We start from the raw sequence: 26282 nt of genomic DNA, 5'->3' as shown, positions 1-26282 counted from the left end.
CAGGGGCGTGACGGACAACCTCGGCATCGTCGCCCGTGGCCTCCGGCGCTCGTTCGGCGACGTGCACGCGGTCACCGACGCGACGTTCGAGGCACCCGCGGGCTAGGTGACGGCGCTCGTCGGGCCCAACGGGTCCGGCAAGACGACGCTCCTGCTCATGCTCGCGTCGCTGCTGCGCCCCGACGCGGGATCGATCGAGATCGCGGGCGCCGATCCGGTGGCGGCACCCGCGGCCGTGCGCGCCCGGATGGGGTGGATGCCCGATGCCCTCGGCGCGTGGCCGTCGCTCACCGCGCGCGAGACGCTCACCGTCACGGGACAGCTGTACCGGATGACGCGCGAGCAGGCCGCGGCGAGGGCCGCCGAGCTGCTCGGCGTCGTGGGCCTGAACGCGCTGGCGGATCGCCCGGCCCGGGTCCTGTCCCGCGGGCAGAAGCAGCGGCTGGGGCTCGCCCGGGCGCTCGTGCACGACCCGGCCGTGCTGCTACTCGACGAGCCGGCCTCGGGGCTGGACCCCGAGGCGCGCATCGAGCTGCGCACGCTGCTGCGCGGCCTGGCCGCCGACGGACGCACGGTGCTCGTCTCCAGCCACGTGCTGTCCGAACTCGAGGAGATCGCCGACGGCGCCGTCTTCATGCTGCGCGGTGCGACGGTGCCTGAGGAGCACGTGGCGCGGGCAGGCGCGGGGACGCGCGACTGGCGCATCCGCTTCCTCGCCGCGCAGGCCGAGCCGGCCGCCTCTCCGGAGCTGGTCACGGCGCTCGTCGGCGTCGGTGTGGACGTCTCGGCCTTGCGCCGCGACCGCGGCGACCTCATCGTGCCGTTCGCGTCCGACGAAGCGGCCGCCGCCGGTCTCGCTGCGCTCGTCGCGGCTGAGCTGCGCATCACCGAGTTCGCCCCGGTCGCCGGGCGACTCGAGCAGACGTTCCTGGGTCTGGGCACACCGGAGGGCCGCGCGTCGTGAACACCTATCTGACCGGCCTCGGCACGATCGTCGCGCTCGAGCTGCGCCAGCGCGTGCGGAGCGTGGCGTGGTACGTCCTGCTCGGCGTGTTCGCCCTGCTGCTGCTGATCGTCACGGTCCTGGCTTTCCTGGTGTCGGGCACCTGGGAGGCCGTCGGCGGGTTCGTCTACTCGATCGTGATCTTCTTCGTGCTCCTGCTGGCCACACTCGTCTCCCCTGCGCTCAGCGGCAACGCGATCAACGGCGACCGGGACGCCGCGACCCTCGCTCCCGTGCAGGTGACGCTCGCGACGACCGGGCAGATCGTGCTCGGCAAGTTCCTCGCGGCGTGGGTCACGGGCCTGGCGTTCCTCGCGGCGGCCGTGCCGTTCATCCTGATCGCGACCGTGGCGGGCAACAGCGATCCGGGCGTGGTGGCGGTGTCTCTGCTCGTGCTCATGGCCGAGGTCGGCGTGGTCGCCGCCATCGGCGTGGGCCTGTCGGGCGTGCTCGCGCGACCGCTGTTCTCGGTCGCCGTGACCTACCTGACGGTCGCGGCCCTCAGCATCGGGACGCTCATCGCGTTCGGGCTCGGCGGCGCGGCCGTCCGCAGCGAGGTCGTGAGCACGAGCCGCTACATCGAGTACGGCGTCGCCGGCCAGGAGTACGAGTGCTCGGAGTGGCAGACCTACACCTATGAGACGCCCCGGTTCGACCTGGTGTGGGGGTTCCTGGCGGCGAATCCCTACGTCATCCTCGCGGACGCCACGCCCACCACCTTCGACCGTCACGGCAACCCGGTCGACCTGTTCGGGCAGATCAAGCTCGGTGCCCGCCACGCCCAGCGCACCCCCGACCTGAACCCCGTGGACGACGGGTGCGTACCCACACCCCAGGGCTTCGTACCGTCGTCGGGGCCCTCGTGGGCGACCGGCGAAGAGGTCATCGCGTCGACGACCCCGAGCTGGTTCGTCGGGCTCGGCAGCCACGTGCTCCTCGCCGCGGGCGCCCTGGCATGGGCGTGGTCCCGGAACCGGACGCCCGCAGGACGGCTGCCGCAGGGCACCCGCGTCGCGTAGCCCCGCGGGGGCGACGGGCACGACGGGAACGCCCCACCCCCTCCCGCTGACGCGACCGCGCTGACAGACTGGCCGCGTCGATCTGTCTTCCCGGCGCGACGCGCCCGGGCCGACGGGGACGCAGTGCCAGCGAAGGGACCAGCGCGATGGCGGTCATCGAGAACGCGAAGCTCACGATCGTGGGTGCGGGCGCGGTCGGCGCCGCGACCGCGTACGCGTCGCTCATCCGGGGCGCCGCGCGGCACGTCGTGCTCCACGACATCGACGCCGCGCGCGTCGAGGCGGAGGCGCTGGATCTCGCGCACGGCTCCCTGTTCACCGGCTCCAGCACCGTGACGGGATCCGCGGACGTCGACGCGACCGCGGACTCGCACGTCGTGGTCGTGACCGCCGGCGCCCCCCAGCGGCCCGGGCAGACGCGTCTCGAGCTGATCGACACGAACGCGCGCATCTTCCGCACGATGATGCCCCGGCTCGTGGAGGCGTCGCCGGGCGCCGTCTTCGTCATCGTCACGAACCCGTGCGACGTGCTCACCCTCCTCGCGCAGCAGCAGACCGGACTGCCCGCCGAGCGCCTCTTCGCCTCCGGCACCGTGCTCGACACCTCCCGCCTGCGGTGGCGCCTCGCCGAGCGCGCCGGGGTGGCGGCGTCCTCCGTCCACGCGCACATCGTCGGCGAGCACGGCGACACGGAGTTCCCGCTGTGGTCGTCGGCGACGATCGGCCCCGTGCCGCTGCTCGAATGGGATCCGCTCGACCGCGACCCGTTCACTCCGGATGAGCTCGACGAGATCGCGCAGGACGTCCGCACGGCGGCGTACCGGATCATCGCGGGAAAGGGCGCGACGAACTACGCGATCGGGCTCTCGGCGACGCGCATCGTCGAGGCGGTGCTGCGCGATGAGCGGGCCGTGCTTCCCGTCTCGACCGTGCTGTCCGACTTCCGCGGGCTGCCGGAGGTGGCCCTGTCGGTGCCGTCCATCGTCGGATCGTCGGGCGCCTTCCCCATCCGGGAGACCCGCTTCTCGGACGAGGAGCACGCGCTGCTGCACGCGTCGGCCGAAGCCATCAGGGAGACCGCGGACCGCGTGCGCGACGCGGCCTGACCTGTGCATCGCCGACCGGCGATGTCGGCGGCCCCGCCTACGCTGATCCCATGGCCACCAAGCGCACCGCCCCCGCCGCCTACCGCTGCACCGAGTGCGGCTGGACCGCCGCCAAATGGGTGGGCCGCTGCGGCGAGTGCCAGCAGTGGGGAACCGTTGCGGAGGCGTCGGAGCAGACCGGCATCACCCGCCGGGTCGAACCGCTGATCCCGACCGCGGCCGCGCGGCCGATCACCCAGATCGACCCGGCCGAGGCTCCCCGGCGCGCGTCTGGCGTCGACGAGTTCGACCGGGTGCTGGGCGGCGGGATCGTCCCGGGCGCCGCAATCCTCCTGTCGGGCGAACCCGGCGTCGGCAAGTCGACCCTGCTGCTCGAGGTGGCGGCGCGCTCGGCGCTGGAGGGCCGCCGCGTGCTCTACATCAGCGCCGAGGAGTCGCCGGCTCAGGTGCGCATCCGCGCGGAGCGCACGGGTGCGCTGCACGACGAGCTGTTCCTGGCCAGCGAGACCGACCTCGCGGCCGTGCTCGGTCAGATCGACGCGGTCGCGCCGCAGCTCGTGATCGTCGATTCGGTGCAGACCGTCTCGTCCTCGCTCTCCGACGGGGCCGCCGGCATGCCCGGGCAGGTCCGGGAGGTCGCCTCATCGTTGATCCGCGTGGCGAAGGAGCGGGGTCTGCCCATCATCTTGGTCGGTCACGTGACGAAGGACGGCCAGGTGGCGGGGCCGCGCATGCTGGAGCACCTCGTGGACGTCGTATGCCAGTTCGAGGGCGATCGGCAGACCGCGCTGCGCTTCATCCGCGCGCTCAAGAACCGCTTCGGGCCGACCGACGAGGTGGGCTGCTTCGAGATGACCGGCTACGGCATCATGGAGGTCCCCGACCCCAGCAGCCTGTTCCTCTCGCGCGGCACGCCCGAGCCAGGCACGTGCGTCGCGATCGCGCTCGAGGGGCGCCGGGCGCTTCCGGTCGAGGTGCAGGCGCTCACGGTGCCGACGAGCGCGCCGAACCCGCGACGCGTCGTCCACGGCGTGGACGCGTCGCGCGTCGCGATGGTGCTCGCGGTGCTGGAGCGCAAGGCACGCGTGAAGACGAGCGACCTCGACGTGTACGTCTCGACCGTCGGCGGCGTGCGCTTCACCGAGCCCGCGGCCGACCTGGCGATCGCGATCGCCGTCGCCGGCTCCGTGCGGCACTGGGCCGTCGCGCGTGGGATCGCCGCCGTAGGCGAGCTCAGCCTCGCGGGCGAGATCCGGCCGATCACGCAGGCCGCCCAGCGCCGTTCCGAGGCCACGCGCCTCGGGTACGGACGGGTCGTCGACGACCGTTCGGGCAAGCTCCTCGCGGCACTGGAGGACGTGCGGGCGCCGGAAATCCCGGACTACCTGAAGGACATCCCGGGCTTCTGACGGTCGCGGGGCGCCGCCCGCTCACGCGCCCGGGCGCCTCAGGCGTCGAGCGCGGCGAGGAGTTCGGCGGGCGACGCCTGCATCGGATGCGGGCCGGCGATGTCGAGGAACACCGTCGTGAGCGTGTCGCGATGCGCGGAGAGGAACGACCGCAGCCACGCGGGCGAGTAGAGGCCCACGCTCGGGGGGAGGTTCGCGGGCTTGTTGCGTGCGTCGCTGAACAGCAGCAGCGCCACGTCGCCCGTGCCGGGGTCTCGGTACGTCCAGACCTCACCCCCGTCGAGGGGGTTGTCGCGGGGTCCCGGCTTCAGCAGCGGGACCACCGTGTTCCCGTTGCGCAGCGCCAACGCCACGGCCGCCATGTCCTGGCGCTCGAGCGCTTGCGCGAGCGCCTCGGAGCGGAACGCCGCGGGATCAGCCTTCGAGAAGCGCTTCCGAGAACCCATTCCCCCAGCCTATGCGGGGGGGGTACGCGGCGAGGGGCCCGGAGCACCGGCTCCCGGCCCCTCCCGCGATTCCTACTCCTTGTTCATCGCGTCCTGCACCGCTCCCGCCGTCTTCTCGACGACGTTCGGCAGCTCGGTCGTGCCGTAGAACCGCGAGTCGGGGTGCGTCGGCGGCGGCATCGGCGCGCTGGTGGTCGGCCCGTCGTGGTACGTGAACTCGCCCTTGCCGTCCGGGGTGGGACCGCTGGCCCAGGCCCCCTCGGCGGCGGCCTTCCCGTCGCTGAAGTTGAGGTACTGGTAGGAGACCTCGCGGTGCTCCTTGTTCAGCGGGAAGTTGCTGGGCACGGGCAGATCCTCCACGCCGTCCTCCTTCAGCTGCTGGATCGCCGCGAGCCACTGGTTCTGGTGCATCGTGTCACGTGCCAGCAGGAACGCCAGGAGGTCCCGCACGCCGGCGTCGTCCGTCATGTGGTAGAGCCGCGCCACCTGGAGACGGCCCTGCATCTCCCCGTTCGCGTTCGCGGTGAAGTCGGCCAGCAGATTGCCGCTCGCGGTGATGTAGCTGCCCTGCCAGGGGTTGCCGTTGCTGTCCACGGGGCGCGCGCCCGCCCCCGCGACGATGGCCTGCTGCACGTCGGTTCCTCCGACGATCGCGGCGACGACGGGGTCGTCCTGGACGGCCTTCTCGGTCACGCCGAGCGGAGCCTTCTCGAGCAGCTGGGCGATCATGATCGCCAGCATCTCGACGTGGCCCATCTCCTCCGCGCCGATGCCGAAGAGCAGGTCCCGATACTTGCCCGGGATGTGCATGTTCCATGCCTGGAACTGGTATTGCATCGCCACGGTGATCTCGCCGTACTGGCCGCCGAGCACCTCCTGCAGCTTGCGCGCGTAGACGGCGTCGGGCGCATCCGGCTTCACCGTGTGCTGGAGCTCCTGCCTGTGGAAGAACATGCGTCTCTCCTTCTCCGCCGTGAGGCGATGTGCTGGGTGGTCGTTACGGACCCAGTCAAAGCGCGGTGGAGAAGGCGCACAGGGGGCTGGTCAGCAGCCGAGCGGCATGTGAGAATACCGCGGGCCGGTCAGGGCCCCGGCCGCTCCGGCACCAGCGTGATCCCGCCCAGGAGGCTGGCCGACTCCGCAAGATCCTCGAGCCATTCCGGATTCAGCTCCGGCCGCTCCGATTCGTCGAAACGGAACCGCAGGGGGATCGCGGCGTTGATCCACAGCGTGCTCCGGCCGCTCCCGTCCTCGTGCTGCAGCGACAGCGTGAACGCCTCGTCCCGCCGCAGCTTCGCCACGATCACGGCCTTCAGGTGCGCGAGCGCCCTGTCGTCGATCTCGATCGGCGTGCTGCCGGCCCCGTAGAAGAGTGTGCCCATGTAGCCCCACGGTACGAGCGTCCGCCCCGGATTTCCACCCATCTCACCCCCGCACGTTCTGGCCGCGCGCGCGGCTCAGGCGTCGCTCAGTACAGGAAGAAGCGCGTCATGGACGCGGACTCGACCTCGCCGACGCGCACCTTGAGGTGATAGGTCGCGCCTCCGCCCGGCGCCCGCGGCCGGTTCTCACTGTCGCACGTGTCCACGCTGGAGCGCGTCCGATCCCACACGAGCGGCTCCGCGCTCGTGACGGTCTGGCCCGCGGCGAGGGTGACGACCATGTCGCTCGGCTCCCGCTGGCAGTCGGTCGAACGCCACCACGTGTCGGTGCCGCTGGTCACGACGAACTGCTGCACGGAGGTGCCGACGTTCATGGTGCAGTCGACGGATCCGGTATTGGTGAGCTGGATCGAGAACTCGATGGGCCGCGTCCGAAACCGCTCGCCGTTGATGAGCGGAACGACCTCGATGACGTGCGGGTCGCAGGGCTGGGGCGCCGGCGGCTCGCCGTCGTCCGGCGACTCGGAGGGCTCGGGGCTCTCCGTCGGCGCGGGAGACTCGGTCGGCGTGGGCGAACCGGTCGGCCTCGGCGAGGATGCCGGTGCGGACGCGGTCGGCTCCGGTGCCGACTGCGGCAGCAGATCGGCCAGGCCGCGCCAGGGCTGCGCGATCACCGCCCACACGACACCGGCGACGACGAGGAGCGCGATCAGCAGCACCGCGATCCTGCGCCGCCGGTACACGGCGGGCGAGTGTCGACGACGCGGCTGGGATCCCACGCCTCCAGCGTAGGCGCGGCTGTCTGGGCGTCCCCTCCGGCACGCGCGTCGCGTGTCGCCGCGCGTGCCGCCGTGGGTCAGAGCAGCTTGAGCATGCGCGTGTTGCCGAGGGTGTTCGGCTTCACGTGCGCGAGATCGAGGAACTCCGCGATCCCTTCGTCGCGGCTGCGCACCAGCTGTGCGTACACGTCCGGCGCGACGATCTGCTCCCCGATGGGCGCGAAGCCGCGGCGCGTGAAGAACTCGACCTCGAACGTGAGGCAGAACAGGCGCTTGAGCCCCAGCTCGCGGGCCTTGCGCTCCAGCCCCTCGACGATCGCGCGGCCGACGCCGCGGCGCAACCAGGACGGGTCGACCAGGAGCGTGCGCACTTCGCCGAGGTCCTCCCACATGACGTGGAGGGCACCGCAGCCGATGATCGTGCCGTCGACCTCCGCCACCAGGAACTCCTGCGTGGACTCGTACAGCACGACGAGGTCCTTGCCCAGCAGAATCCGCTGCTGCACGTACGGGTCCAGCATCCGGTGTACGTGCTGCATGTCGGCAGCGCGCGCCGGCCGCACGACGAAGGCCTGCTCGTCCCTGGCCACGGTCATCCCCTCAGCCTAAGGCGTCCCATCCCACCCGTTGACTAGCGTTCGTCGCGTTCACTAGCGTTCCCCGCGCTAGTGAACTACCCCGAAGCTAGTCAACGGGACGACGACGGGGACGGACGACGACGACGGGGCGGGCGCACATGGCGCCCGCCCCGTCGTGATGCGGATCGGATCAGTTGCCGAGCGCGAGGTCCGGGGTGCCGGAGATCCCGCCGCCGGTGTTGACGCCGACCGCGACACGCTCGCCGCGCGGGGCGTTCTCGAACACGAAGCGGCCGTCCTCGACGTCCACCTTGATGTGGTGACCCGACTCGAGCTCGCCGTTGAGGATCCGCTCGGACAGCCGGTCCTCGACCTCGTGCTGCATCGCGCGACGCAGCGGACGCGCGCCGAGCGCCGGGTCGAAGCCGATCTCGATGAGACGCTCCTTCGCGGCCTGCGACAGCTCGATCGTCATGTCCCGGTCGAGCAGGCGCTCGCTCAGGCGCTTCGTGAACAGGTCCACGATCTGCAGCAGCTCGTCCTTCGACAGCTGCGGGAACACGATCACGTCGTCGACGCGGTTGAGGAACTCGGGCTTGAAGTGCCGCTTGAGCTCCTCGTCGACCTTGCCCTTCATGCGCTCGTACGACGTGGTGGTGTCGCCCTCGACCTGGAAGCCGACCGGACCGCCCGCGATCGCCGACGAGCCGAGGTTCGTCGTCATGATGATCACGGTGTTCTTGAAGTCGATGATGCGGCCCTGACCGTCGGTCAGGCGACCCTCCTCGAGGATCTGCAGCAGCGAGTTGAAGATGTCCGGGTGGGCCTTCTCGATCTCGTCGAACAGCACGACCGAGAACGGCTTGCGGCGCACCTTCTCCGTGAGCTGGCCACCCTCCTCGAAGCCGACGAAGCCGGGAGGGGCTCCGAACAGCCGCGAGACGGTGTGCTTCTCCCCGAACTCCGACATGTCGAGCGAGATGAGCGCGCCCTCGTCGTCGAAGAGGAACTCCGCGAGCGCCTTGGCGAGCTCGGTCTTGCCGACGCCCGTGGGGCCGGCGAAGATGAACGATCCCGACGGACGCTTGGGGTCCTTCAGGCCCGCACGCTGACGGCGGATCGTCTTCGACAGGGCCGAGATCGCCTCCTCCTGGCCGATGACCCGCTGGTGCAGCGCCTTCTCCATGAAGACGAGACGGCTGGTCTCCTCCTCGGTCAGCTTGAACACCGGGATGCCCGTGGCCTGGGCCAGCACCTCGGCGATCAGGCCCTCGTCGACGATCGCGTGCGATCCGACGTCGCCGCTGCGCCACTGCTTCTCGAGACGCAGGCGCTCGGCCAGCAGCGACTTCTCCTCGTCGCGCAGCGCCGCGGCCTTCTCGAAGTCCTGCTCCTCCGACGCGGCTTCCTTGGCCTCGCGGACCTTCGCGATCTTCTCGTCGAACTCGCGCAGTTCCGGCGGCGACGACAGGATCGACAGGCGGAGGCGGGCGCCGGCCTCGTCGATCAGGTCGATGGCCTTGTCCGGCAGGAAGCGGTCGCTGACGTAGCGGTCGGCGAGGTTCGCGGCGGCGACGATCGCGCCGTCCGTGATCTGCACCTTGTGGTGCGCCTCGTACCGGTCGCGCAGGCCCTTCAGGATGTTGATGGCGTGCGGCAGCGACGGCTCGGCGACCTGGATCGGCTGGAAGCGGCGCTCGAGCGCGGCGTCCTTCTCGAAGTGCTTGCGGTACTCGTCGAGCGTGGTCGCGCCGATCGTCTGCAGCTCGCCGCGCGCGAGCAGCGGCTTCAGGATGGAGGCGGCGTCGATCGCGCCCTCCGCGGCCCCCGCGCCCACGAGCGTGTGGATCTCGTCGATGAAGACGATGATGTCGCCGCGGGTGCGGATCTCCTTGGTGACCTTCTTCAGGCGCTCCTCGAAGTCGCCGCGGTAGCGCGATCCGGCGATGAGCGAGCCGAGGTCGAGCGAGTACAGCTGCTTGTCCTTGAGCGTCTCCGGCACGTCGCCCTTGACGATCGCCTGGGCGAGGCCCTCGACGACCGCGGTCTTGCCGACGCCGGGCTCACCGATCAGCACCGGGTTGTTCTTGGAGCGGCGCGACAGGATCTGCATGACGCGCTCGATCTCCTTCTCGCGCCCGATGACCGGGTCGAGCTTGTTGTCGCGCGCGGCCTGCGTGAGGTTGCGGCCGAACTGGTCGAGCACCTGCGAACCGCCCTGCGCCTGCGAGCTGGACTCCTGGCCGCTGGGGGCGACGCCCACGGGCTCCTTGCCCTGGTAGCCCGAGAGCAGCTGGATGACCTGCTGGCGCACCTTGTTGAGGTCGGCGCCGAGCTTGACCAGCACCTGGGCGGCGACGCCCTCGCCCTCCCGGATGAGCCCGAGGAGGATGTGCTCGGTGCCGATGTAGTTGTGGCCGAGCTGCAGCGCCTCGCGCAGGGACAGTTCGAGCACCTTCTTGGCGCGCGGCGTGAACGGGATGTGGCCGGTCGGCTGCTGCTGACCCTGGCCGATGATGTCCTGGACCTGCTCGCGCACGGCGTCGAGCGAGATCCCGAGCGACTCGAGCGCCTTCGCGGCGACGCCCTCGCCCTCGTGGATCAGCCCGAGCAGGATGTGCTCGGTGCCGATGTAGTTGTGGTTGAGCATCTTCGCCTCTTCCTGGGCGAGGACGACCACACGACGGGCACGGTCGGTGAATCTCTCGAACATGTCACTCCTCCGGGCGCTACGGCCAGTGGCGACGCCTTCCGACGCCGGTGGTTCCACGGTAGTCAGCGCACGGTGCCCGTGGTCCGGTGTTCGCCCTGGGCATAGCGGGCCGGCCATCTCGGGCCGGCCTCGCTTGACAGGTATATCGACAGTCGTTATCTTATCGATAGTCGATACAACGATAGTCGATAAGAACGATCATCGATAATAACAATCATCGATAAGGAGCAGTCATGTCGTCCTCCCGCCAGGAAAAGCCGACGGTGTCGCGCTGGGACGCGGCCGCGCTCGCGCTGTTCGCCCTCGCCGGTGCCGCCATCGTCATCACGACGATCATCGGCGCCGTCATCCGCATCGGGGAGGTGCTGCCGGGAACCAACGTGCCCGTCCACGCGGTGTTCAACGGCACGCCGGCCGAGGCGCCGATCGGCCCCGGCGGCGACGCCGTGATCGTGGAGCTGGAGAGCGCCACCCTGATCGCGCCCACGCTGCCGGCGGCATCCGTCGGCGCCCTCGTCATCCAGCAACTCGTCCTCGTCGCCGCGGTCACCCTCGTGGTGGGCGCGCTGCTGTGGCTGAGCATCAACATCATCCGTCAGCGCGTCTTCTCGCCGACCAACACCGTCCTGGTGGCGGTCGCCGGCTTCGCGGGCCTCGCCGGCGCGTTCCTCGTCCCCTTCTTCGGGAACATGGGTGCCAACGGCGCGTTCGCGCAGATCTCCGCCGGAACGTTCGACAACGTCATACTCCAGGTCGAAATCGGGCCGTACATCCTCGCGGCCTTCGTCGTGGCGGTCGCGTGCCTCGCCTTCACGGTCGGTCAGCGCCTGCAGCGCGACACCGAGGGTCTCGTATGACACCGGCGACCGACAGCGGGCCCACCGGCGTCCACTGCCGGCTGGACGAGCTGCTCGCCGAGCGCGACATGACGCTCACGCGGCTGAGCGAGCTGGTGGGCATCAGCATCGTGAACCTCTCGGTCCTCAAGAACGACCGGGCCCGGGCCATCCGGTTCTCCACCCTCGCGGCGATCTGCGACGCGCTCGACTGCGAGATCGGCGAGCTGCTCGTGCGCGCCGAGTGACGCGGCGAGAACGCCTGCGGGAATGGGATGCGCGCGGCGCCGGTTGGCAGTGGGGATGAGCGACGTCACGAACCCCGCCCTGTCCGTGCTCGACCTGGTACCTGTGCGGACCGGCCAGTCCAGCGCGCAGGCGGTGACCGCGTCGATGGCGCTCGCCCGCCGCGCCGACGAGCTCGGGTACCGGCGGTACTGGTTCGCCGAGCACCACAACATGCCCGCGGTGGCGTCGACGTCGCCGCCCGTGCTGATCGCTGCCGCCGCGGCGCAGACGTCGCGCATCCGCGTCGGCTCGGGTGGCGTGATGCTGCCGAACCATGCGCCGCTCATCGTCGCGGAGCAGTTCGCCGCGCTCGAGGCGATCGCGCCGGGACGCGTCGACCTCGGGCTCGGACGAGCCCCGGGCAGCGACCCCGTCATCACGCAGCTGCTGAGGCGATCCGGCACCACGAGCGAGGTCGACCAGTTCCCCCAGCACATCACCGACATCATGGCCCTCGTTCGCGCCGACGGGGCGACGATCCACTTCACGAGCGGCGGCGAGTACGGCGTGCGCGCGACGCCCGCGGCGACGGGCGTGCCGGAGGTGTGGCTGCTCGGCTCGAGCGACTACTCGGCGCAGCTGGCCGCGGCCTACGGTCTGCCGTACGTGTTCGCCAACCACTTCGCCGGCGAGGGCCTCGAGCGGGCCCTCGCCCTCTACCGCTCGCAGTTCCAGTCGAGCGAGCAGCATCCACACCCGCGCACGTTCGTCACCGCCAACGTCGTGGCGGCACGCACGGCGGAGGAGGCCGAGCGCAGGGCCCTGCCGCAGCTGCGCCAGTTCGCGCGGCTGCGCACGAACAAGCCCATGCGCGCGCTCGAGACGATCGAGGAGGCCCTCGAGAACCCGTCCGACCCGCTCGAGCAGAGCCTCATCGAGCAGAACCGCGCCCGCTCGTTCGTCGGCACGGGCGAGGAGGTGGCGGCCGCGCTGCGCGACTTCGCCGCCCGGCACGAGGTCGACGAGGTCATGCTGTCCCCCGCATCCGGCTCCTACGCGTCCGATCCCCTCGACGCCAGCCCCGGCCGCACCGAGACACTCGAGCTCCTGGCGGCCCAGCTATCCCCCGTTCACTAGCGTCGGGGTAGTTGACTTGCGCTCCCCGCGCTAGTGAACGGCACGGGCGCTAGTCAACGGATCCCGAGGTCGGGACGGACGCGGCGGAACGCGTCGCGGAGGACGGGCGCTACGGCCCGCGCAGCTCGCGGAAGGCCTCGGCGAGCGCCTGACGCGCCACCACGTTGACCGGGACGGCGCTCGAGGCCCGACGGAACGACACGAACACCTCGCGGGACGGCGCGGGCACGGGATCGATCCGTCGCACCGGCTGCGCCTCTCCTCCCATCGCCAGGCCCGGCACGAAGCCGACAGCGTGCCCCGACGCGATGAGTCTCAAGTGCGCCACCAGGTCGGCGGCCTCGTAGCGGACATCCGGCTCGAAGCCGGCGGCGCGGCACTGTTCGACCGCCCACGACCGTGCCGCCGTGCCCTCGGGCTCCATCACCCATGCCGCGTCGCGCGCCTCCCCGAGAGAGCCGACGGTGCTGTGCTCCGCCACGACGAGCGAGATCGGATCGCTTCCGAGCAGCGCACGCTGCAGGCCCGCGGGATGGGGGCGGCTGCGGCCCGGATACTGCTCGGCGATCACGAGATCGAACGCGTGCGCCTCCACCTCGAACAGACCGCGCTCCGGCGGCAGCAGGGCGACCTCGACCCGCAGGTCGGGACGCCACTCCGACAGCCGTGAGAGTGCGGCGGGGATCAGGGCCAGCGCGGCCGTCTGCATCGCTGCGATCCGGAGCGTCCCCGGGCTCGGAGCGGCCGCATCGAGCAGTCCGCGCGTCTCCTCCTCCAGCGCGAGGACCCGACCGGCGTGCGCCGCGACGACCTCGCCGAGCGACGTGAGGCGCACGCGACGACCGTCCGCCTCCGTGAGCGCAACCCCGACCTCCTCCTCGAGCCGCGCCAGCTGCTGCGAGACCGTCGACGAGCTGTAGTTCAGCGCCGCCGCCACCGCCGTGACCGTCCCACGCAACTGCAGCTCCCGCAGCAGTCGCAGCCGATGCGCGTTCCACTCCCGACCCATTGTTCGATGATAACGAGCGGTTCCTCGCGTTTTTATGCGCTTTTCACGACCAGTCGCGTCGTCGCACACTGAGTTCGTCCCGGCGAAAGGCGCATGATGACCCTCCACCAGACCGATCCCTCCGACTCGGAGGCCGCTCCCCTCAAGCGGCAGACTCCCGGCATCGATGCCGAGCTCGCCGAAAGCGCCATCGCGCAGGTCCGCACGTGGCTCGCGGCCGCGCGGAAGGAGAAGGTCGACGCGTCGGCCCGGAACCTCGCGGGCGTGCTGCGGGACCCCGACGGCCTCGCGTTCGCGGTGGGGTTCGTCGACGGCGTGGTGCGGCCGGAGGATCTCCGCGTCGCCGCTCGCAGCCTGCGCGACCTGACCCCCATCGTGCCGCGCTTCCTGCCCGCGCCGCTGCGCGGCCTGATCCGCGTCGGAGGCACACTGGCCCCCGCACTGCCCGGCGTCGTCGTCCCGATCGCCCGCAGGGTGCTGCGCCGCATGGTGCGCCACCTCATCGTCGACGCACGCGACGACCGGCTGGGCGCCGCGCTGCGCGCGATCCGCGGCGAGGGTGTGCGACTCAACGTCAACCTCCTCGGCGAGGCGATCCTCGGCGCGGAGGAAGCGCGGCGGCGTCTGGCGGGAACTCGACGACTGATCGAGCGATCGGATGTCGACTACGTCTCGGTCAAGGTGTCTTCGACCGTGGCGCCCCACAGCCCGTGGGCCTTCGACCAGGCGGTGGCGCACGCGGTGGACGCGCTGGTGCCGCTCTACGAGACCGCGCGACGCCACGGCACGTTCCTCAACCTCGACATGGAGGAGTACAAGGACCTGGACCTGACGATCGCGGTCTTCACCGCGATCCTCGACCGCCCCGAGTTCCGCGACGTCGACGCGGGCATCGTGCTGCAGGCGTACCTCCCCGATGCGCTGGGCGCCATGATCGGGCTGCAGGAATGGGCCGCCGCGCGGGTCGCGCGCGGGGGAGCGCCGATCAAGGTGCGCGTCGTGAAGGGCGCCAACCTGCCGATGGAGCAGGTCGACGCCGAGACCCATGGCTGGCCGCTGGCCACCTGGCCCACCAAGCAGCACAGCGACGCGTCGTACAAGGCGGTGCTCGACTACGCCCTCCACCCCGAGCGCGTGCGCAACGTGCGCATCGGCGTCGCGGGCCACAACCTGTTCGACATCGCGCTCGCCTGGCTGCTCGCGCAGCGTCGGGGCATCGAGACCGACGCGTCCGCCGCGGGAGGGAAGCCGGGCGTCGAGTTCGAGATGCTGCTGGGCATGGCCACGGCGCAGGCCGCGGTCGTGCGCCGGGACGTCGGTTCGCTGCTGCTCTACACGCCGGTCGTGCACCCCGACGAGTTCGACGTCGCGATCGCCTACCTCATCCGTCGCCTGGAGGAGGGCGCCAGCGCGGAGAACTTCATGTCCGCCGTGTTCGACCTCGGCGACGACCCGGCGCTGTTCGAGCGCGAGAGGGACCGCTTCCTCGCGTCGATCGCGCTCATGCCCGAGGACGTGCCCTCGCCGAACCGCGTGCAGGACCGCACGACGCCGCAGCCCCCCGGACCCCGCGACGGCTTCGTCAACACCCCCGACACCGATCCGAGCCTCGCGGCGAACCGGACCTGGGCGGCGGCGATCCGCGAGAGGATGCAGACCTCCGCGCTCGGACGCGACACGGTCGACGCCCACACCATGCGCAGCGCCGCCGCTCTCGAGGGCCTGATCGACGAGACCGTCGCCGCGGGAGACGCCTGGCGCGCGCTCGGCGCGGCCGGGCGGGCGGAGATCCTGCACCGCGCCGGCGACGCGCTGGAGGCTCGTCGCGCCGACCTGCTCGAGGTGATGGGATCCGAGTGCGGCAAGGTCATCGAGCAGGGAGACCCGGAGGTCTCGGAGGCGATCGACTTCGCTCACTACTACGCCGAGAGCGCCGTGAAGCTCGCCGACGTCGACGGCGCCGAGTTCGAGCCCGCCCGGCTGACCGTGGTGACGCCGCCGTGGAACTTCCCGGTCGCCATCCCGGCCGGATCGACGCTCGCCGCGCTCGCGGCGGGGTCGCCCGTGATCCTCAAGCCCGCGCGCGCGGCTCGCCGCAGCGGCGCCGTGCTCGCCGAGGCGCTGTGGGAGGCCGGTGTGCCGCGCGACGTGCTGCGCTATGTGCAGGTCGAGGGTCGCGAGCTGAGCAGCCGACTGGTGGCGCACGAGCAGGTCGAGCGCGTGATCCTCACGGGCGGCTACGAGACCGCCGAGCTGTTCCGCTCCGTGCGGCCGGATCTGCCGCTGCTCGCGGAGACCAGCGGCAAGAACGCCATCATCGTCACTCCGAGCGCCGACCTCGACCTGGCCGCGAAGGATGTCGCGTACTCGGCGTTCGGCCACGCCGGACAGAAGTGCTCGGCCGCGTCCCTGGTCGTGCTCGTGGGAGCGGTCGCCTCCAGCGACCGTTTCCGGCGCCAGCTGCTCGACGCCGTCGAGGGCTACGAGGTCGGCATGCCGTGGCAGGAGGGCGCGCGGATCGGCCCCCTGATCGGGCCGGCCGAGGGCAAGCTCGCCCGGGCGCTGACGAGTCTCGAGCCTGGGCAGCGCTGGCTGCGCGCGCCCGAACGGCTCGACGAGGCTGGTGCCCTGTGGCGCCCCGGCATCCGCGACGGCGTGCGGCCCGGCTCCGAGTTCCATCTCACGGAGTACTTCGGCCCGGTGCTGGGGATCATGACGGCCCGGACGCTCGACGAGGCGATCGAGATCGTCAACGCGGTGGACTACGGGCTCACGTCCGGGCTGCACGCGCTCGACCCCGGGGAGATCGCCACCTGGCTCGAGCGGGTCGAGGCGGGCAACCTCTACGTCAACCGCGCCACGACGGGCGCGATCGTGCAGCGCCAGCCGTTCGGCGGCTGGAAGAAGTCGGCGGTGGGCGCCGGCACCAAGGCGGGGGGTCCGAGCTACCTCTACGGCCTCGGCGCCTGGCAGGACGCCGCCGTCCGCGGCGCGGGCGAGCTCGATGCGGCGGCCCGCCGGGCGACCGCCGCGCTCCCGGGAGGGGCCGACACCGCCGACGCCCGCTGGCTCGCCGACGCGCTGCGCACGGACGTCGCGGCCTGGGCGGACGAGTTCGGGCTCGCGCGAGACGTGCAGGCCCTGCAGCTCGAGCAGAACGTACTGCGCTACGCGCCGGTGCCCGTGACCATCCGGTTCGAGGGCGAGCGGACCGCGGAGCTGATCCGCGTCGCCGCCGCGGGCCTCCGCGCCGGATCGGCGCTCACCGTCAGCACCTCTGCGGCCCTGCCGGCCGAGGCCCACCGTTACCTCGCGGAGGCCGGCGTCACGCCCGTCGTCGAGGACGCGGCCGCTTGGTCGGCTCGTGCCGCGGCCCTCGCCGAGGTCGGCGGCCGCATCCGTCTCGTCGGCGGTGACGCCCGGGCCGTCGCCGCGGCCACCGGCGGCGCCCCGAACGTCGCGGTGTACGCCGGACCGGTCGTGTCTGCGGGCCGCGTGGAGCTGCTCGCCTTCCTTCGCGAGCAGGCGGTGTCGATCACCGCGCACCGTTTCGGGAACCCGCGCCGCTACGACATCCCGGTGATCGCCGGCCGCTGAGCCCCGCTCGCTCTCCCGTGCCTTCGCATGGGAGAACGAGCGGCGGTCCGGACACGACGGCGCGCGCGAATCGTGCGCGCGGGCGCCGTCAGAGCGCCCACCAGGTGCGGCGCCCGGCCAGCAGGGTCGCGGCGACGGGCAGAGCGCGGAGGCGCTCGGGCGACACCGTCGCGGGGTCGTCGTCGAGCACCGCGATGTCGGCGGCGGCACCCTCGCGGATCCCGTCCCGACCCAGCGTGCTGCTGGCGATCGCGACGTCCAGCGGCAGCCGCTGCTCGGGGTGCCAGGGCGCGCGCTCGTCCCCGGTACGGGTCACGGCCGCCGCGATCGCCCGCCACGGGTCGAGCGGGGCGACCGGCGCATCCGAGCCGAGTCGCAGCGTCGCCCCCGCGGCGTGCAGCGAGCCGAAGGCGAACGACCGGTGCGTTCGCCCCGCCCAGATGCGGTCGGCCACGTCGCGGTCGTCGAGCGCGTGCTCGGGTTGGACGCTCGCGACGACGCCGAGGCGCGCGAAACGGGGGATGTCCTCCTCCCGCAGCAGCTGGGCGTGCTCGATCGACCCGCGGGCCCCGGCCCGCTCGAACTCGTCGAGGACCATCGTGTTGGCGCGGTCGCCGATCGCGTGGATCGCCAGCCCGATGCCGGCCCCGACGGCGCGCTCCACGAGCTCGCGCAGGGTCTCCGGGCCCACGGTCTCCACACCGTGAGCCTCCGGAGAGGACGGGTCGACCCCGTCGTACGGGTCCCAGCACAGCGCCGTGCGCGTGTTCAGGGATCCGTCGACGACCACCTTCAGCGGGCCGACCGTCACCAGACCCGCCTCGTCGAGCGTCGCGCCCGTGCGGTGACCCGCGCCGATCGCGGCCTCGAGGCGGTGTGGCCACATCGAGGCCACGACGCGCAGGGAGTCGACGCCCGCGGCCACGCGCTCGGGCCACTCGTGCAGGTTGTCGGCGTTCTCGAACTCGATGATCCCCGTCACGCCCCGCCGAGCGGCTTGCTCGGCGGTCTCCCGGTAGTCCGCGATCGACGGCTCCGACAGTCCCTGGACGCTGTCGAGGGTGCCGATCCAGGCGCCCTCCTTCAGCAATCCGGTCTCGTCCGTCTGGCGACCCAGTCGCTCCGCGGCGGCGGAACTGATCCAGCCGGTGTGCAGGTCGCCGCTGACGAGCACGACCGCCGCACCACCGCCGGCCTCGTCGAGCCCGTGACGCGACGGCACGTCGGGCCAGAGCGCGTCGCGGAAACCGTAGCCCACCAACAGCTCGCCCGTCGCCGGGCGGCGCGCGGCGACGATCTCTCGCACGATGTCCAGCGCCTCGGCCGCACTCCGCGCGGGCGAGAGGTCGAACCGGCTGCGCCTGATCGCCGCCTGCGTGAAGTGCACGTGACCGTCCCAGAGGCCCGGGAGCGCGATCCGGCCGTCGAGATCGATCGTCTCGACGCGCTCCCGCACCGTCCCGGCCGGAGCCACGCGAGCGACGATGCCGTCGCGGATCAGGACGTCGGACGGCGCGCCGCCGCCGAGGCGGGCGTTGTGGAGGAGGAGGTCGTGGCTCACCCTTCCGACGCTATGCCAGCCGCGCGGCGTCGCCCACGTACCGCTGGCACAGCGACGTCCCGCTTTCCGGTGCCCCGAACACAATCCGACGACACACCCGAACAGGCAGGGTGGAATCGCCCCCTGTCCGCGAGCGCGATCGGAGCAGCATGCCCCCCTTCCCCACCGCCCCCCTGACGCCGACGGACGCCGTGCGCGCCGACATGATCGCCCTGCGGCGCCGGCTCCACGCGCGGCCCGAGCTGGGGCTCGACCTCCCGGCGACGCAGGCCGCGGTGCTGGAGTCGCTCGACGGCCTGGACCTCGAGACGACGACCGGCCGGGGGCTCTCCTCCGTCACGGCGGTGCTGCGGGGAGGAAGGCCCGGGCCCGTCGTGCTCCTGCGCGCCGACATGGACGGGCTGCCGATCACGGAGGCGACGGGGCTCGACTTCGCGTCGGCGAACGGAGCCATGCACGCGTGCGGCCACGACCTGCACGTCGCCGGGCTGGTCGGCGCCGCGCACATCCTCGCCGCCCGGCGAGCCGACCTCCCGGGCACCGTCGTGTTCATGTTCCAGCCCGGGGAGGAGGGGCACGCGGGCGGGCGCCTCATGATCGAGGAGGGTGTGCTCGACGCCGCCGGGTCGCGCCCGGTCGCCGCGTACGCCATCCACGTCGACAGCACGACGCCCTTCGGGCAGTTCGTGAGCCGTCCGGGGCCGATCATGGCGAGCGCGAGCGGGATGCGCCTCTCGATCGTCGGGGCGGGCGGCCACGCGGCGTTCCCCCACCTGGCGGTCGATCCCGTGCCCGCGGCCGCCGAGACCGTGCTGGCCCTGCAGTCGTTCGTCGCGCGGCGGGTGCCGGTGGCCGAGCCGGCCGTCGTGTCGGTCGTGAGGCTCGCCTCCGACTCCGAGGCGCCGAACGTGCTCCCGGGGCGCGTGGACATCCAGCTGAACATCCGCACGCTCGCGCGGGAGACTCTCCGCCTGGTGCGGGAGGAGCTGCCCGTGCTCGCCGAGCGGGTGGCGGCCGTGCACGGCTGCCGTGCCGAGGCCGAGTTCGTCGACTCGTACCCCGTCACGCACAACGACCCTCACGAGACGGAGGCCGTGCTCGCGCATCTGGAGGCGCGGCACGGACAGGACCGGGTCACCCGGCTGCCGGCCCCGTCGATGGCCTCCGAGGACTTCGCGTACGTGCTGGAGGAGGTGCCGGGCACGCTGCTGTTCCTCGGGGCCCGGCCGGAGGGCGCCGTCGACGCGGCCCCCATGCACTCCGAGCTCACGCTGTTCGACGACGCCGTCCTTCCGCTGCAGGCCTCGACGCTCGCCGAGCTGGCCTGGCGCCGCCTCGACGGCCCGACCGACCGGGCCCGCCGCGCGAGCGCCCGACGGCCCTGGTCCCCCGCCCCAAACCGCGGCCCGGATCCTGTGCCCTCCTCCGGCGACGCGCCGCGACCTCTCTGCCACCCTGGAGGGATCATCCCCGAGATCCCCCCGACGCCCGTCTGGAGCTCCGATGCCCTACACCACGACAGATGACGTGCAGATCTGGTACGAGACGATCGGCTCGCCGGAGGACGAGGCGATCGTCCTCATCGCCGGCGGCGGCGCCCAGCTGATCGCCTGGCAGGACCCGTTCTGCCACTCGCTGGTCGAGGCCGGGTATCGCGTGGTGCGCTTCGACAATCGCGATACCGGGCTCTCGCAGCGCTTCGGCGGGCCCGAAGACCTCGACGGCGGGTACGAGATGGACGACCTGGCGCTCGACGTGATCCGCGTGCTCGATACCGAGGGGATCGCTGCGGCACACATGGTCGGGCACTCGATGGGCGGGATCGTGGCCCAGTACCTCGCGCTCGACCACCCGTCTCGAGTGCTGAGCGCGACGCTCGCCTCGACCATCCCCGGTCACGATCCCGCCTGGGTCGTCACCCCCGGCGTGCCCGAGATCTTCACGCGTCCGCAGGAGCGCCGCTCGCGCGAGGAGGTCGTGGAGCTGTCCGTGGCCGTGCAGGCCCACTACGCCGGCTCGGCCTACCCGTTCGACGCGGACACCGCGCGGCAGCTGGCCGGGCTGGCGTACGACCGCGGGTACTGGCCCGACGGACTGCCGCGGCAGTGGGCGGCGCTGGCCCGGGCCACCGAACGGCTGGAGCGGCTGCGCGGACTGGACCTGCCGGTGCTGATCCTGCACGGTCGCGAGGACCGGACGTGCGCGTGGCGCGCGGCCGTCGACATGGCGCTGGCGATCGAGGACTCCGAGCTGCAGGTGTACGCCGGCATGGGCCACGTGCTCGTTCCGGAGCTGTGGCCCGACTACGTCTCGGCGATCGTCCGCACCGCGAGGCGAGGCCGCCGTGCGTGAGAACCCCGACTACGCCCTGACCGACACCGCGGCGGTGCGGGAGCTGATCCGCGTGTCCCCCTGGGCGACGATGGTCAGCGCCACCGAGGACGGCCTGGTCGCGTCGCACTATCCCTTCATCCTGGACGAGGGCGCGTCGGACGAGGACGACATCGTCGTCGTCAGTCACGTCGGCCGACCCGACGAGCGCCTGCACCGGCTCGGCACGCGCGAGCTGCTCGTGATCTTCGAGGGCCCGTACGGCTACATCTCCCCCGGTTGGTACGGCGTCAGCCCCGCCGTGCCCACCTGGAACTTCGCGGTCGTGCACGCGTACGGAACGCCCGAGCTGCTGAGCGACGAGGAGAACCTCGCGGTGCTCGAGCGGCTCGTGGACCACTTCGAGGATCCGCTGCCCGAGCCGTTCCGGATGCGCCGCGACGAGCTGAACGCCGAGTACGCCGAGCGCATCGTTCGCGGCACGGTCGGCTTCCGTATGCGCGTCGAGCGTTTCGTCGCGAAGGACAAGATGAGCCAGGACAAGCCGGCGGAGGTCGTCGACCGGGTGATCGAGGCGCTGGACAGCCCCGGCCCCTACGAGAACCCGCGCCTGGCCGCCTGGATGCGGCGCGTGCACGGGCGCTGAGCGCCCGCCGGCGCGTCGGTCTTCGGGCGCGAGCCCTGTCAGTCTCCGCCCGAGGTCCAGGGGTCGTCCGAGCCCAGGACCTCGGCGTCGTGCTCGCCGAGCAGAGGGGGCGCGGACGCCGCGCGTCCGCGGACGCCATCGATGGCCATCGGCATGTCCACGACGCGCAGGTCCGGGACCGCCGGGTGCGGCAGGGGGCGGAGCAGTCCGAGGGCCTCCAGCTGGGGGTCGGCGGCGAGGTCGGCGACCGTGCGCACCACAGAGCACGGCACGGAGCGGGCCCGCAGCCGCCGTTCCCACGACTCGGCGTCGTCCGCCGCAAAGCGTGGGGCCAGCACCGCGCGCAGCTCGGCCTTGTGCGCCACTCGGTCGGCGTTTCCGGCGAAGCGCGGGTCGCTCACCGCCTCGGGCACGCCGAGCTCGGCTGCCAACGCCGCGAAGAGGCGATCGTTCGCGGCGGCGACGAGGATCCCCCGGTCGCGGGCCTCGAAGACCTCATACGGGGCGATGAACGGGGTGCCGGTGCCCTGCCGCGAGGGCGCGCCGCCCGACCCGAGGTAACCCATGAGGTGGTACGACAGCCACCACGCGCCCGTCTCGTACAGGCTCGTCTCTATGCGGGCGCCCTTGCCGGTGCGGGCGCGCTCGATCAGCGCCCCCTGGATGCCGATGGTGGCCCACAGGGCCGTGCCCAGGTCGATCGCCCCGATCCCGAGCCGGACGGCCGGTCCGTCCGGCTCGCCCGTGAGCGCCATGATGCCGGTGTCCGCCTGGATCACGGGATCGTAGCCGGGCAGCCCGCTCTTGGGCCCCGCGGCCCCGTAGGCGCTGATCGAGCAGTAGATCACTCCGGGGTTCAGCGCCGCGACCGCGGCGTGGTCGAGGCCACGGCGGCCCAGCGCGCCCGGGCGGAAGGACTCCACCACCACGTCGGCGGTCGCCGCGAGCCGGCGCGCCGCGTCCTGACCGGCCGGGTCGTCCAGGTCGAGTACGACCGCGCGCTTGCCCCGATTGGCGGAGAGGAAGGTGGCGCTCTCGCCGTTCCACGAGGGCGGGTGCCAGCGGCGGGTGTCGTCACCCGCCGGGGACTCGATCTTGATCACGTCCGCGCCGAGGTCGGCCAGGGCCATGGTGCAGAACGGTCCGGCGAGATTGCGGGTGAGATCGAGCACGCGCACGCCGTCGAGCGGGCCGCGACCCTCCGGATCCGTCATCTTGCTCCTCCTACTAACCGCTATTGACGCACACGTGTACGCTAAAAGCAACTCGCTCGCGCACGCGAGCCGCACTGCCGCAGGAGGCCGGATGACCGACGACGACCCCTTCGCCCGACGGGAACGCGTCGTCTCGCGCGGTCTGTGGTACGAGGAGTTCCGCACGGACGTCGTCTACGCGCACTCGCCCGGCCGCACGGTGACCGAGGCCGACAATGTGCTGTTCACGACCCTCACCATGAATCCCCAGGCCCTCCACCTGGACGCCGCGTGGAGCGCCGGCACCGAGTTCGGCGAGCGCCTGGTCAACAGCATGCTCACCCTCTCGACCGTCGTGGGGCTCTCCGTCGCACAGCTCACGCAGGGCACGCTCGTGGCGAACCTGGGGTTGACCGACATCGCGTTCCCGCAGCCGGTGCGGATCGGCGATACGCTCCTCGCGGAGACCGCTGTCACCGGGAAGCGCCCCTCGCGCTCGCGGCCAGGAGAGGGCATCGTGTCCCTCCTGCATCGCGGTGTGAACCAGCACGGCGACGTGGTCGTCACCGCGGCCCGGACGACCCTCGTGCGGATGCGCCCGGCCGCCGAGCCCGGGGGCGACGGACGCGGAGCCGACGAACAGGAGACGAGATGAGCCGCGAGCGCTCCGACGTGACCGGCGAGGAGAGCCCCACGAAGACCGTGGCCTGGCTGTTCTGCCCCGCCGACCGGCCCGAGCGGTACGCCAAGGCCGCCGCCGCGGCCGACGCGGTGATCCTCGACCTCGAGGACGGCGTCGCTCCCGAGCGGCGGGACGAGGCGCGCGCGGCGCTGCGCGCGCGGGCGCCCGGGCTGGACCCCGCGACCACGATCGTGCGCATCAACCCGCACGGCACCCCCGAGCAAGCGCGCGATCTGTCGGCGCTCGAGGGAACCGGCCTCGCGCGCATCATGCTCGCCAAGACCGAGTCCGCGGATCAGCTCGCCGCGCTCGCCGGGCTCGAGGTCGTCGCGCTGTGCGAGACGCCGCTCGGCGTCGCGCGGGCGGACGAGATCGCCGCCGCTGCAGCCGCCGTGATGTGGGGAGCCGAGGACCTGATGGCCGGGCTCGGCGGCATGTCCAGCCGCGCCCCCGACGGCTCGTGGCTCGACGTGGTGCGGTACGCCCGTTCGCGCGTGCTGATTGCGGCCGGCGCCGCGGGCGTCCCGGCCCTCGACGCCGTGTATCCGGCGCTCGAGGACCTCGACGGCCTGCGCGTCGAGGCCGCGGACGCCGCGCGCTCCGGGTTCGCCGGCAAGGTGGCGCTGCACCCGCGCCAGGTGCCCGTGATCCGCGAGGCGTTCCGACCGGACGAGGTTCGCGTCGCTTGGGCGCGCGCGGTGCTCGACGCGGCGGCGCACAGCGGCGCCCAGCGCGTCGGCGGCGAGATGATCGACGAGCCCCTCCTGCGCCAGGCGCGGCGGGTGCTCGCCGCCGCGGGCTGATCCGGACGAGGGTCCGCGGGGACGGCGCGCTCCGGCTTCGCGCGACGCTCCGGCACGACGACGCTCAATCGCCCCCGCGCGACTCCGCCCCCGCCATCGTGCGACTCAGTGTCTCGGCGGACTCCGCGACGGCGACGCGAAGCGCCGCCTCGGTCGCGTCGTCGAAACGCTGGTTCGGCACGATCACGGCGAGGCTCGCGGCGACCCCACCGCGCGTCCGCAGCGGAGCCGCGACCCCGCTCGCGCCCAGGTTCACCTGATCCCGACTCACCGCGACGCCCTCGGCGCGCACTCGCTCGAGCGCGATCTCGAGCGCACCGACCGACGTGATCGTGGTGTCGGTGAGGGCCGGTAGCCCACTCTCGGCGACACGCCGACGCTCCTCGGCGGGCAGGTAGGCGAGGATCGCCAGAGCCGACGCGCCCGCGTGCATCGGCAGCCACGCATACAGCTCCGGCACGAAGCGCACGGCGTGCCCTTCCGCCTCCGCCTGGGCGACGAACATCCGCCGCCGCCGACCGGGGTCGTACACCGCGAGCAGCGCCGTCTCGCCCGTGCGGTCGCTCAACGCCCGCAGCACCGGCCCGGCGATGCGGAAGGGCTGCCGTTGCTGGCTCAGCGCCGCAAGCCGGTGGAACTCCCACCCGAGTTCCCATCGACCGTCGACGGACCGGACGAGCCCGCTGTCCGCGGCGGCCTCGAGCGTGCGCTGCACCGAACTGGCGGGGGAGCCGAGCAGCCGCGCCAGCTCGCGCACGCCGACCGCGTCCGGGGCCTCCGCCAGCGCCGACAGCACCCGCGTCGCCGAAGCGATCGGGTTGCGCTCACGCCGACGCCCCGGATCGCTCATCCCCCCATCCTGGCATCCGCCGGCTCGCCGCTCACGCCCTTCACCCGATCCCGCGGTGCCGGTTCGGATCGCCGTCACGCGCGCCGATGCCAGAACAGAGCTGCGCCTCGGCGGCCAGCCGAGTCCTGCCCGCCGAATCCCTAGGCCCAGGAGACGTCGCCCTGCGCGAGCAGGCCGCCGTCGGCGTCCACGAGCGCGACCCGTGTCTGTTCGCCGTCGCGCCACCCACGGATCGTCGCGGTGGTCCCGACGAGGAACGGCGCCCGCGCGCGGAAGCGGAAGGCCGAGATCCGGGCACCGATCTCGTGCCGGCGCACCGCGTCCAGGAGCAGGATCCGGATGAGCGGGCCGTGCACGAGCAGCCCGTCCAGGCCCTCCCGCTCCCGCGCCCAGGCCAGGTCGTAGTGCACCCGGTGGGTGTTGAAGGTCAGCGCCGAGAAGCGGAACAGCTGACGCTCGTCGAGCGTGAGCGGCTCCGCCCAGGCGCCGTCCGGCACGTCCGCAGGGGCCGGGCCGGCTGCGCCGCCGCTGCCGCCCTCGAGGAACACGTCGTGCCAGACGCTCTCCGCCGCGAGCTCTCCGCCGACCCGGAACTCGCGCACGACGTCCGCGAAGACGAGGCGCCCGCTGCGGCCCGTCTTCTCCACCACCGACCCGGCCCGCGCCGTCTGCTCGACGACGTCGCCGATCCGCAGCGGTCGGTGGTACACCGCGTCCTCGCCCGCATACATCCGGCGGGGCAGGTCGAACTCGGGCAACACGCCGTCGCGGGCCGGCGAGCCGTCCTCGCGGAGGTCGGCGAGCGGGGCGTCGTACGGGAAGTAGACGCCCTCCCATCCGGGCGGCAGCGCCGCCCCCGGGGCCGCGGACTCGTCGTCCGGCGCGAACGTCCCGCGGTACGCCTCGGCGGGGAACGGCTCCAGGCGCTGTTCGCGCGTCACGCCGGCCTCGGGGCCGGCCGGCTCGGCCACCAT

At 72.4% G+C, this 26282-nt stretch carries 24 protein-coding genes; 13 read left to right on the top strand and 11 right to left on the bottom strand.

The window, feature by feature from the left end; translation table 11 throughout:
* The first annotated feature begins 106 nt into the window (after window positions 1-106).
* The 4 genes from IEX37_RS11950 to radA all read left to right on the top strand — a co-directional run bounded on the left by IEX37_RS11950 (window position 107) and on the right by radA (window position 4537).
* Window positions 107-964: an ABC transporter ATP-binding protein gene (locus tag IEX37_RS11950; protein WP_188756508.1), complete on the top strand. Its 858-nt coding sequence runs from the start codon at window positions 107-109 to the stop codon at window positions 962-964.
* Window positions 961-2022 carry an ABC transporter permease gene (locus IEX37_RS11945; protein WP_229663234.1) on the top strand — a complete coding sequence of 354 codons (1062 nt, stop codon included), beginning with the start codon at window positions 961-963 and terminating at the stop codon, window positions 2020-2022. Before IEX37_RS11950 ends, IEX37_RS11945 begins: the two co-directional genes overlap by 4 nt.
* A gap of 146 nt (window positions 2023-2168) precedes the next feature.
* A complete protein-coding gene (locus tag IEX37_RS11940) occupies window positions 2169-3128 on the top strand; it encodes an L-lactate dehydrogenase (protein WP_188756507.1) in 960 nt (319 codons plus the stop codon).
* 50 nt (window positions 3129-3178) lie between these two features.
* Window positions 3179-4537, top strand: a complete 1359-nt coding sequence (radA, locus tag IEX37_RS11935; protein ID WP_188756506.1) for a DNA repair protein RadA — start codon at window positions 3179-3181, stop codon at window positions 4535-4537.
* A gap of 38 nt (window positions 4538-4575) precedes the next feature.
* On the opposite strand, the gene IEX37_RS11930 is transcribed toward radA, so the two are convergent.
* The 6 genes from IEX37_RS11930 to IEX37_RS11905 form a co-directional block, all read right to left on the bottom strand.
* Complete coding sequence (locus IEX37_RS11930) at window positions 4576-4983, bottom strand: dehydrogenase (RefSeq protein ID WP_188756505.1); 408 nt, start codon at window positions 4981-4983, stop codon at window positions 4576-4578.
* Between the two features lie 72 nt (window positions 4984-5055).
* The gene (locus tag IEX37_RS11925) at window positions 5056-5937 is read right to left on the bottom strand and encodes a manganese catalase (protein ID WP_188756504.1); all 882 of its coding nucleotides are present in this window, start codon (window positions 5935-5937) and stop codon (window positions 5056-5058) included.
* Window positions 5938-6065: 128 nt separating this feature from the next.
* Window positions 6066-6365 carry a DUF7882 family protein gene (locus IEX37_RS11920; protein ID WP_188756503.1) on the bottom strand — a complete coding sequence of 100 codons (300 nt, stop codon included), beginning with the start codon at window positions 6363-6365 and terminating at the stop codon, window positions 6066-6068.
* 86 nt (window positions 6366-6451) lie between these two features.
* Window positions 6452-7144 (bottom strand): hypothetical protein, encoded by a 693-nt coding sequence (locus IEX37_RS11915; protein WP_188756502.1) that lies wholly within the window; start codon window positions 7142-7144, stop codon window positions 6452-6454.
* Between the two features lie 77 nt (window positions 7145-7221).
* Entirely contained in the window at window positions 7222-7740 is a 519-nt protein-coding gene (locus IEX37_RS11910; RefSeq protein WP_188756501.1) for an amino-acid N-acetyltransferase, read from the bottom strand.
* A gap of 172 nt (window positions 7741-7912) precedes the next feature.
* A complete protein-coding gene (locus IEX37_RS11905; protein WP_188756500.1) occupies window positions 7913-10435 on the bottom strand; it encodes an ATP-dependent Clp protease ATP-binding subunit in 2523 nt (840 codons plus the stop codon).
* 233 nt (window positions 10436-10668) lie between these two features.
* On the opposite strand from IEX37_RS11905, the gene IEX37_RS11900 reads away from it, so the two are divergent.
* The 3 genes from IEX37_RS11900 to IEX37_RS11890 are packed head-to-tail and all read left to right on the top strand — an operon-like array spanning window position 10669 to window position 12636.
* Window positions 10669-11292 (top strand): hypothetical protein, encoded by a 624-nt coding sequence (locus IEX37_RS11900; protein ID WP_188756499.1) that lies wholly within the window; start codon window positions 10669-10671, stop codon window positions 11290-11292.
* Complete coding sequence (locus tag IEX37_RS11895) at window positions 11289-11519, top strand: helix-turn-helix domain-containing protein (RefSeq protein ID WP_188756498.1); 231 nt, start codon at window positions 11289-11291, stop codon at window positions 11517-11519. Before IEX37_RS11900 ends, IEX37_RS11895 begins: the two co-directional genes overlap by 4 nt.
* 55 nt (window positions 11520-11574) lie before the next feature.
* Window positions 11575-12636: an LLM class flavin-dependent oxidoreductase gene (locus IEX37_RS11890; protein WP_188756497.1), complete on the top strand. Its 1062-nt coding sequence runs from the start codon at window positions 11575-11577 to the stop codon at window positions 12634-12636.
* Between the two features lie 109 nt (window positions 12637-12745).
* Here the strand turns inward: IEX37_RS11890 and IEX37_RS11885 are convergent, their stop codons facing one another.
* Window positions 12746-13645, bottom strand: coding sequence for a LysR substrate-binding domain-containing protein (locus tag IEX37_RS11885; protein WP_188756496.1), 900 nt, complete (start codon window positions 13643-13645; stop codon window positions 12746-12748).
* Window positions 13646-13738: 93 nt separating this feature from the next.
* Here IEX37_RS11885 and IEX37_RS11880 point away from each other — a divergent pair, with 93 nt between their 5' ends.
* Complete coding sequence (locus IEX37_RS11880; RefSeq protein WP_229663233.1) at window positions 13739-17242, top strand: bifunctional proline dehydrogenase/L-glutamate gamma-semialdehyde dehydrogenase; 3504 nt, start codon at window positions 13739-13741, stop codon at window positions 17240-17242.
* An 88-nt stretch (window positions 17243-17330) separates the two neighbouring features.
* On the opposite strand, the gene IEX37_RS11875 is transcribed toward IEX37_RS11880, so the two are convergent.
* On the bottom strand, window positions 17331-18803 hold the full coding sequence (locus tag IEX37_RS11875; protein ID WP_188756494.1) for an amidohydrolase: 1473 nt from the start codon (window positions 18801-18803) through the stop codon (window positions 17331-17333).
* A gap of 149 nt (window positions 18804-18952) precedes the next feature.
* On the opposite strand from IEX37_RS11875, the gene IEX37_RS11870 reads away from it, so the two are divergent.
* The 3 genes from IEX37_RS11870 to IEX37_RS11860 are packed head-to-tail and all read left to right on the top strand — an operon-like array spanning window position 18953 to window position 21780.
* Complete coding sequence (locus tag IEX37_RS11870) at window positions 18953-20329, top strand: M20 metallopeptidase family protein (RefSeq protein WP_188756493.1); 1377 nt, start codon at window positions 18953-18955, stop codon at window positions 20327-20329.
* Window positions 20307-21155 (top strand): alpha/beta hydrolase, encoded by an 849-nt coding sequence (locus IEX37_RS11865; RefSeq protein ID WP_188756492.1) that lies wholly within the window; start codon window positions 20307-20309, stop codon window positions 21153-21155. The genes IEX37_RS11870 and IEX37_RS11865 overlap by 23 nt, the downstream gene beginning before the upstream one ends.
* On the top strand, window positions 21148-21780 hold the full coding sequence (locus tag IEX37_RS11860; RefSeq protein WP_188756491.1) for an FMN-binding negative transcriptional regulator: 633 nt from the start codon (window positions 21148-21150) through the stop codon (window positions 21778-21780). The genes IEX37_RS11865 and IEX37_RS11860 overlap by 8 nt, the downstream gene beginning before the upstream one ends.
* Window positions 21781-21818: 38 nt before the next feature.
* Here the strand turns inward: IEX37_RS11860 and IEX37_RS11855 are convergent, their stop codons facing one another.
* Window positions 21819-22994, bottom strand: a complete 1176-nt coding sequence (locus IEX37_RS11855) for a CaiB/BaiF CoA transferase family protein (RefSeq protein ID WP_188756490.1) — start codon at window positions 22992-22994, stop codon at window positions 21819-21821.
* A 91-nt stretch (window positions 22995-23085) separates the two neighbouring features.
* Here IEX37_RS11855 and IEX37_RS11850 point away from each other — a divergent pair, with 91 nt between their 5' ends.
* Window positions 23086-23628, top strand: coding sequence for a MaoC family dehydratase (locus tag IEX37_RS11850; protein ID WP_188756489.1), 543 nt, complete (start codon window positions 23086-23088; stop codon window positions 23626-23628).
* Window positions 23625-24458 (top strand): HpcH/HpaI aldolase/citrate lyase family protein, encoded by an 834-nt coding sequence (locus IEX37_RS11845; protein ID WP_188756488.1) that lies wholly within the window; start codon window positions 23625-23627, stop codon window positions 24456-24458. The genes IEX37_RS11850 and IEX37_RS11845 overlap by 4 nt, the downstream gene beginning before the upstream one ends.
* Window positions 24459-24522: 64 nt before the next feature.
* Here IEX37_RS11845 and IEX37_RS11840 read toward each other — a convergent pair whose 3' ends face one another.
* On the bottom strand, window positions 24523-25308 hold the full coding sequence (locus IEX37_RS11840; protein WP_188756487.1) for an IclR family transcriptional regulator: 786 nt from the start codon (window positions 25306-25308) through the stop codon (window positions 24523-24525).
* A gap of 140 nt (window positions 25309-25448) precedes the next feature.
* Complete coding sequence (locus IEX37_RS11835; protein ID WP_188756486.1) at window positions 25449-26282, bottom strand: HTD2 family dehydratase; 834 nt, start codon at window positions 26280-26282, stop codon at window positions 25449-25451.

It is taken from the genome of Microbacterium album (assembly GCF_014643695.1).
Taxonomy (GTDB): domain Bacteria; phylum Actinomycetota; class Actinomycetes; order Actinomycetales; family Microbacteriaceae; genus Microbacterium; species Microbacterium album.
Note: the sequence above shows the minus strand (reverse complement) of the source record. Positions and strands in the feature narration are given on the sequence as shown.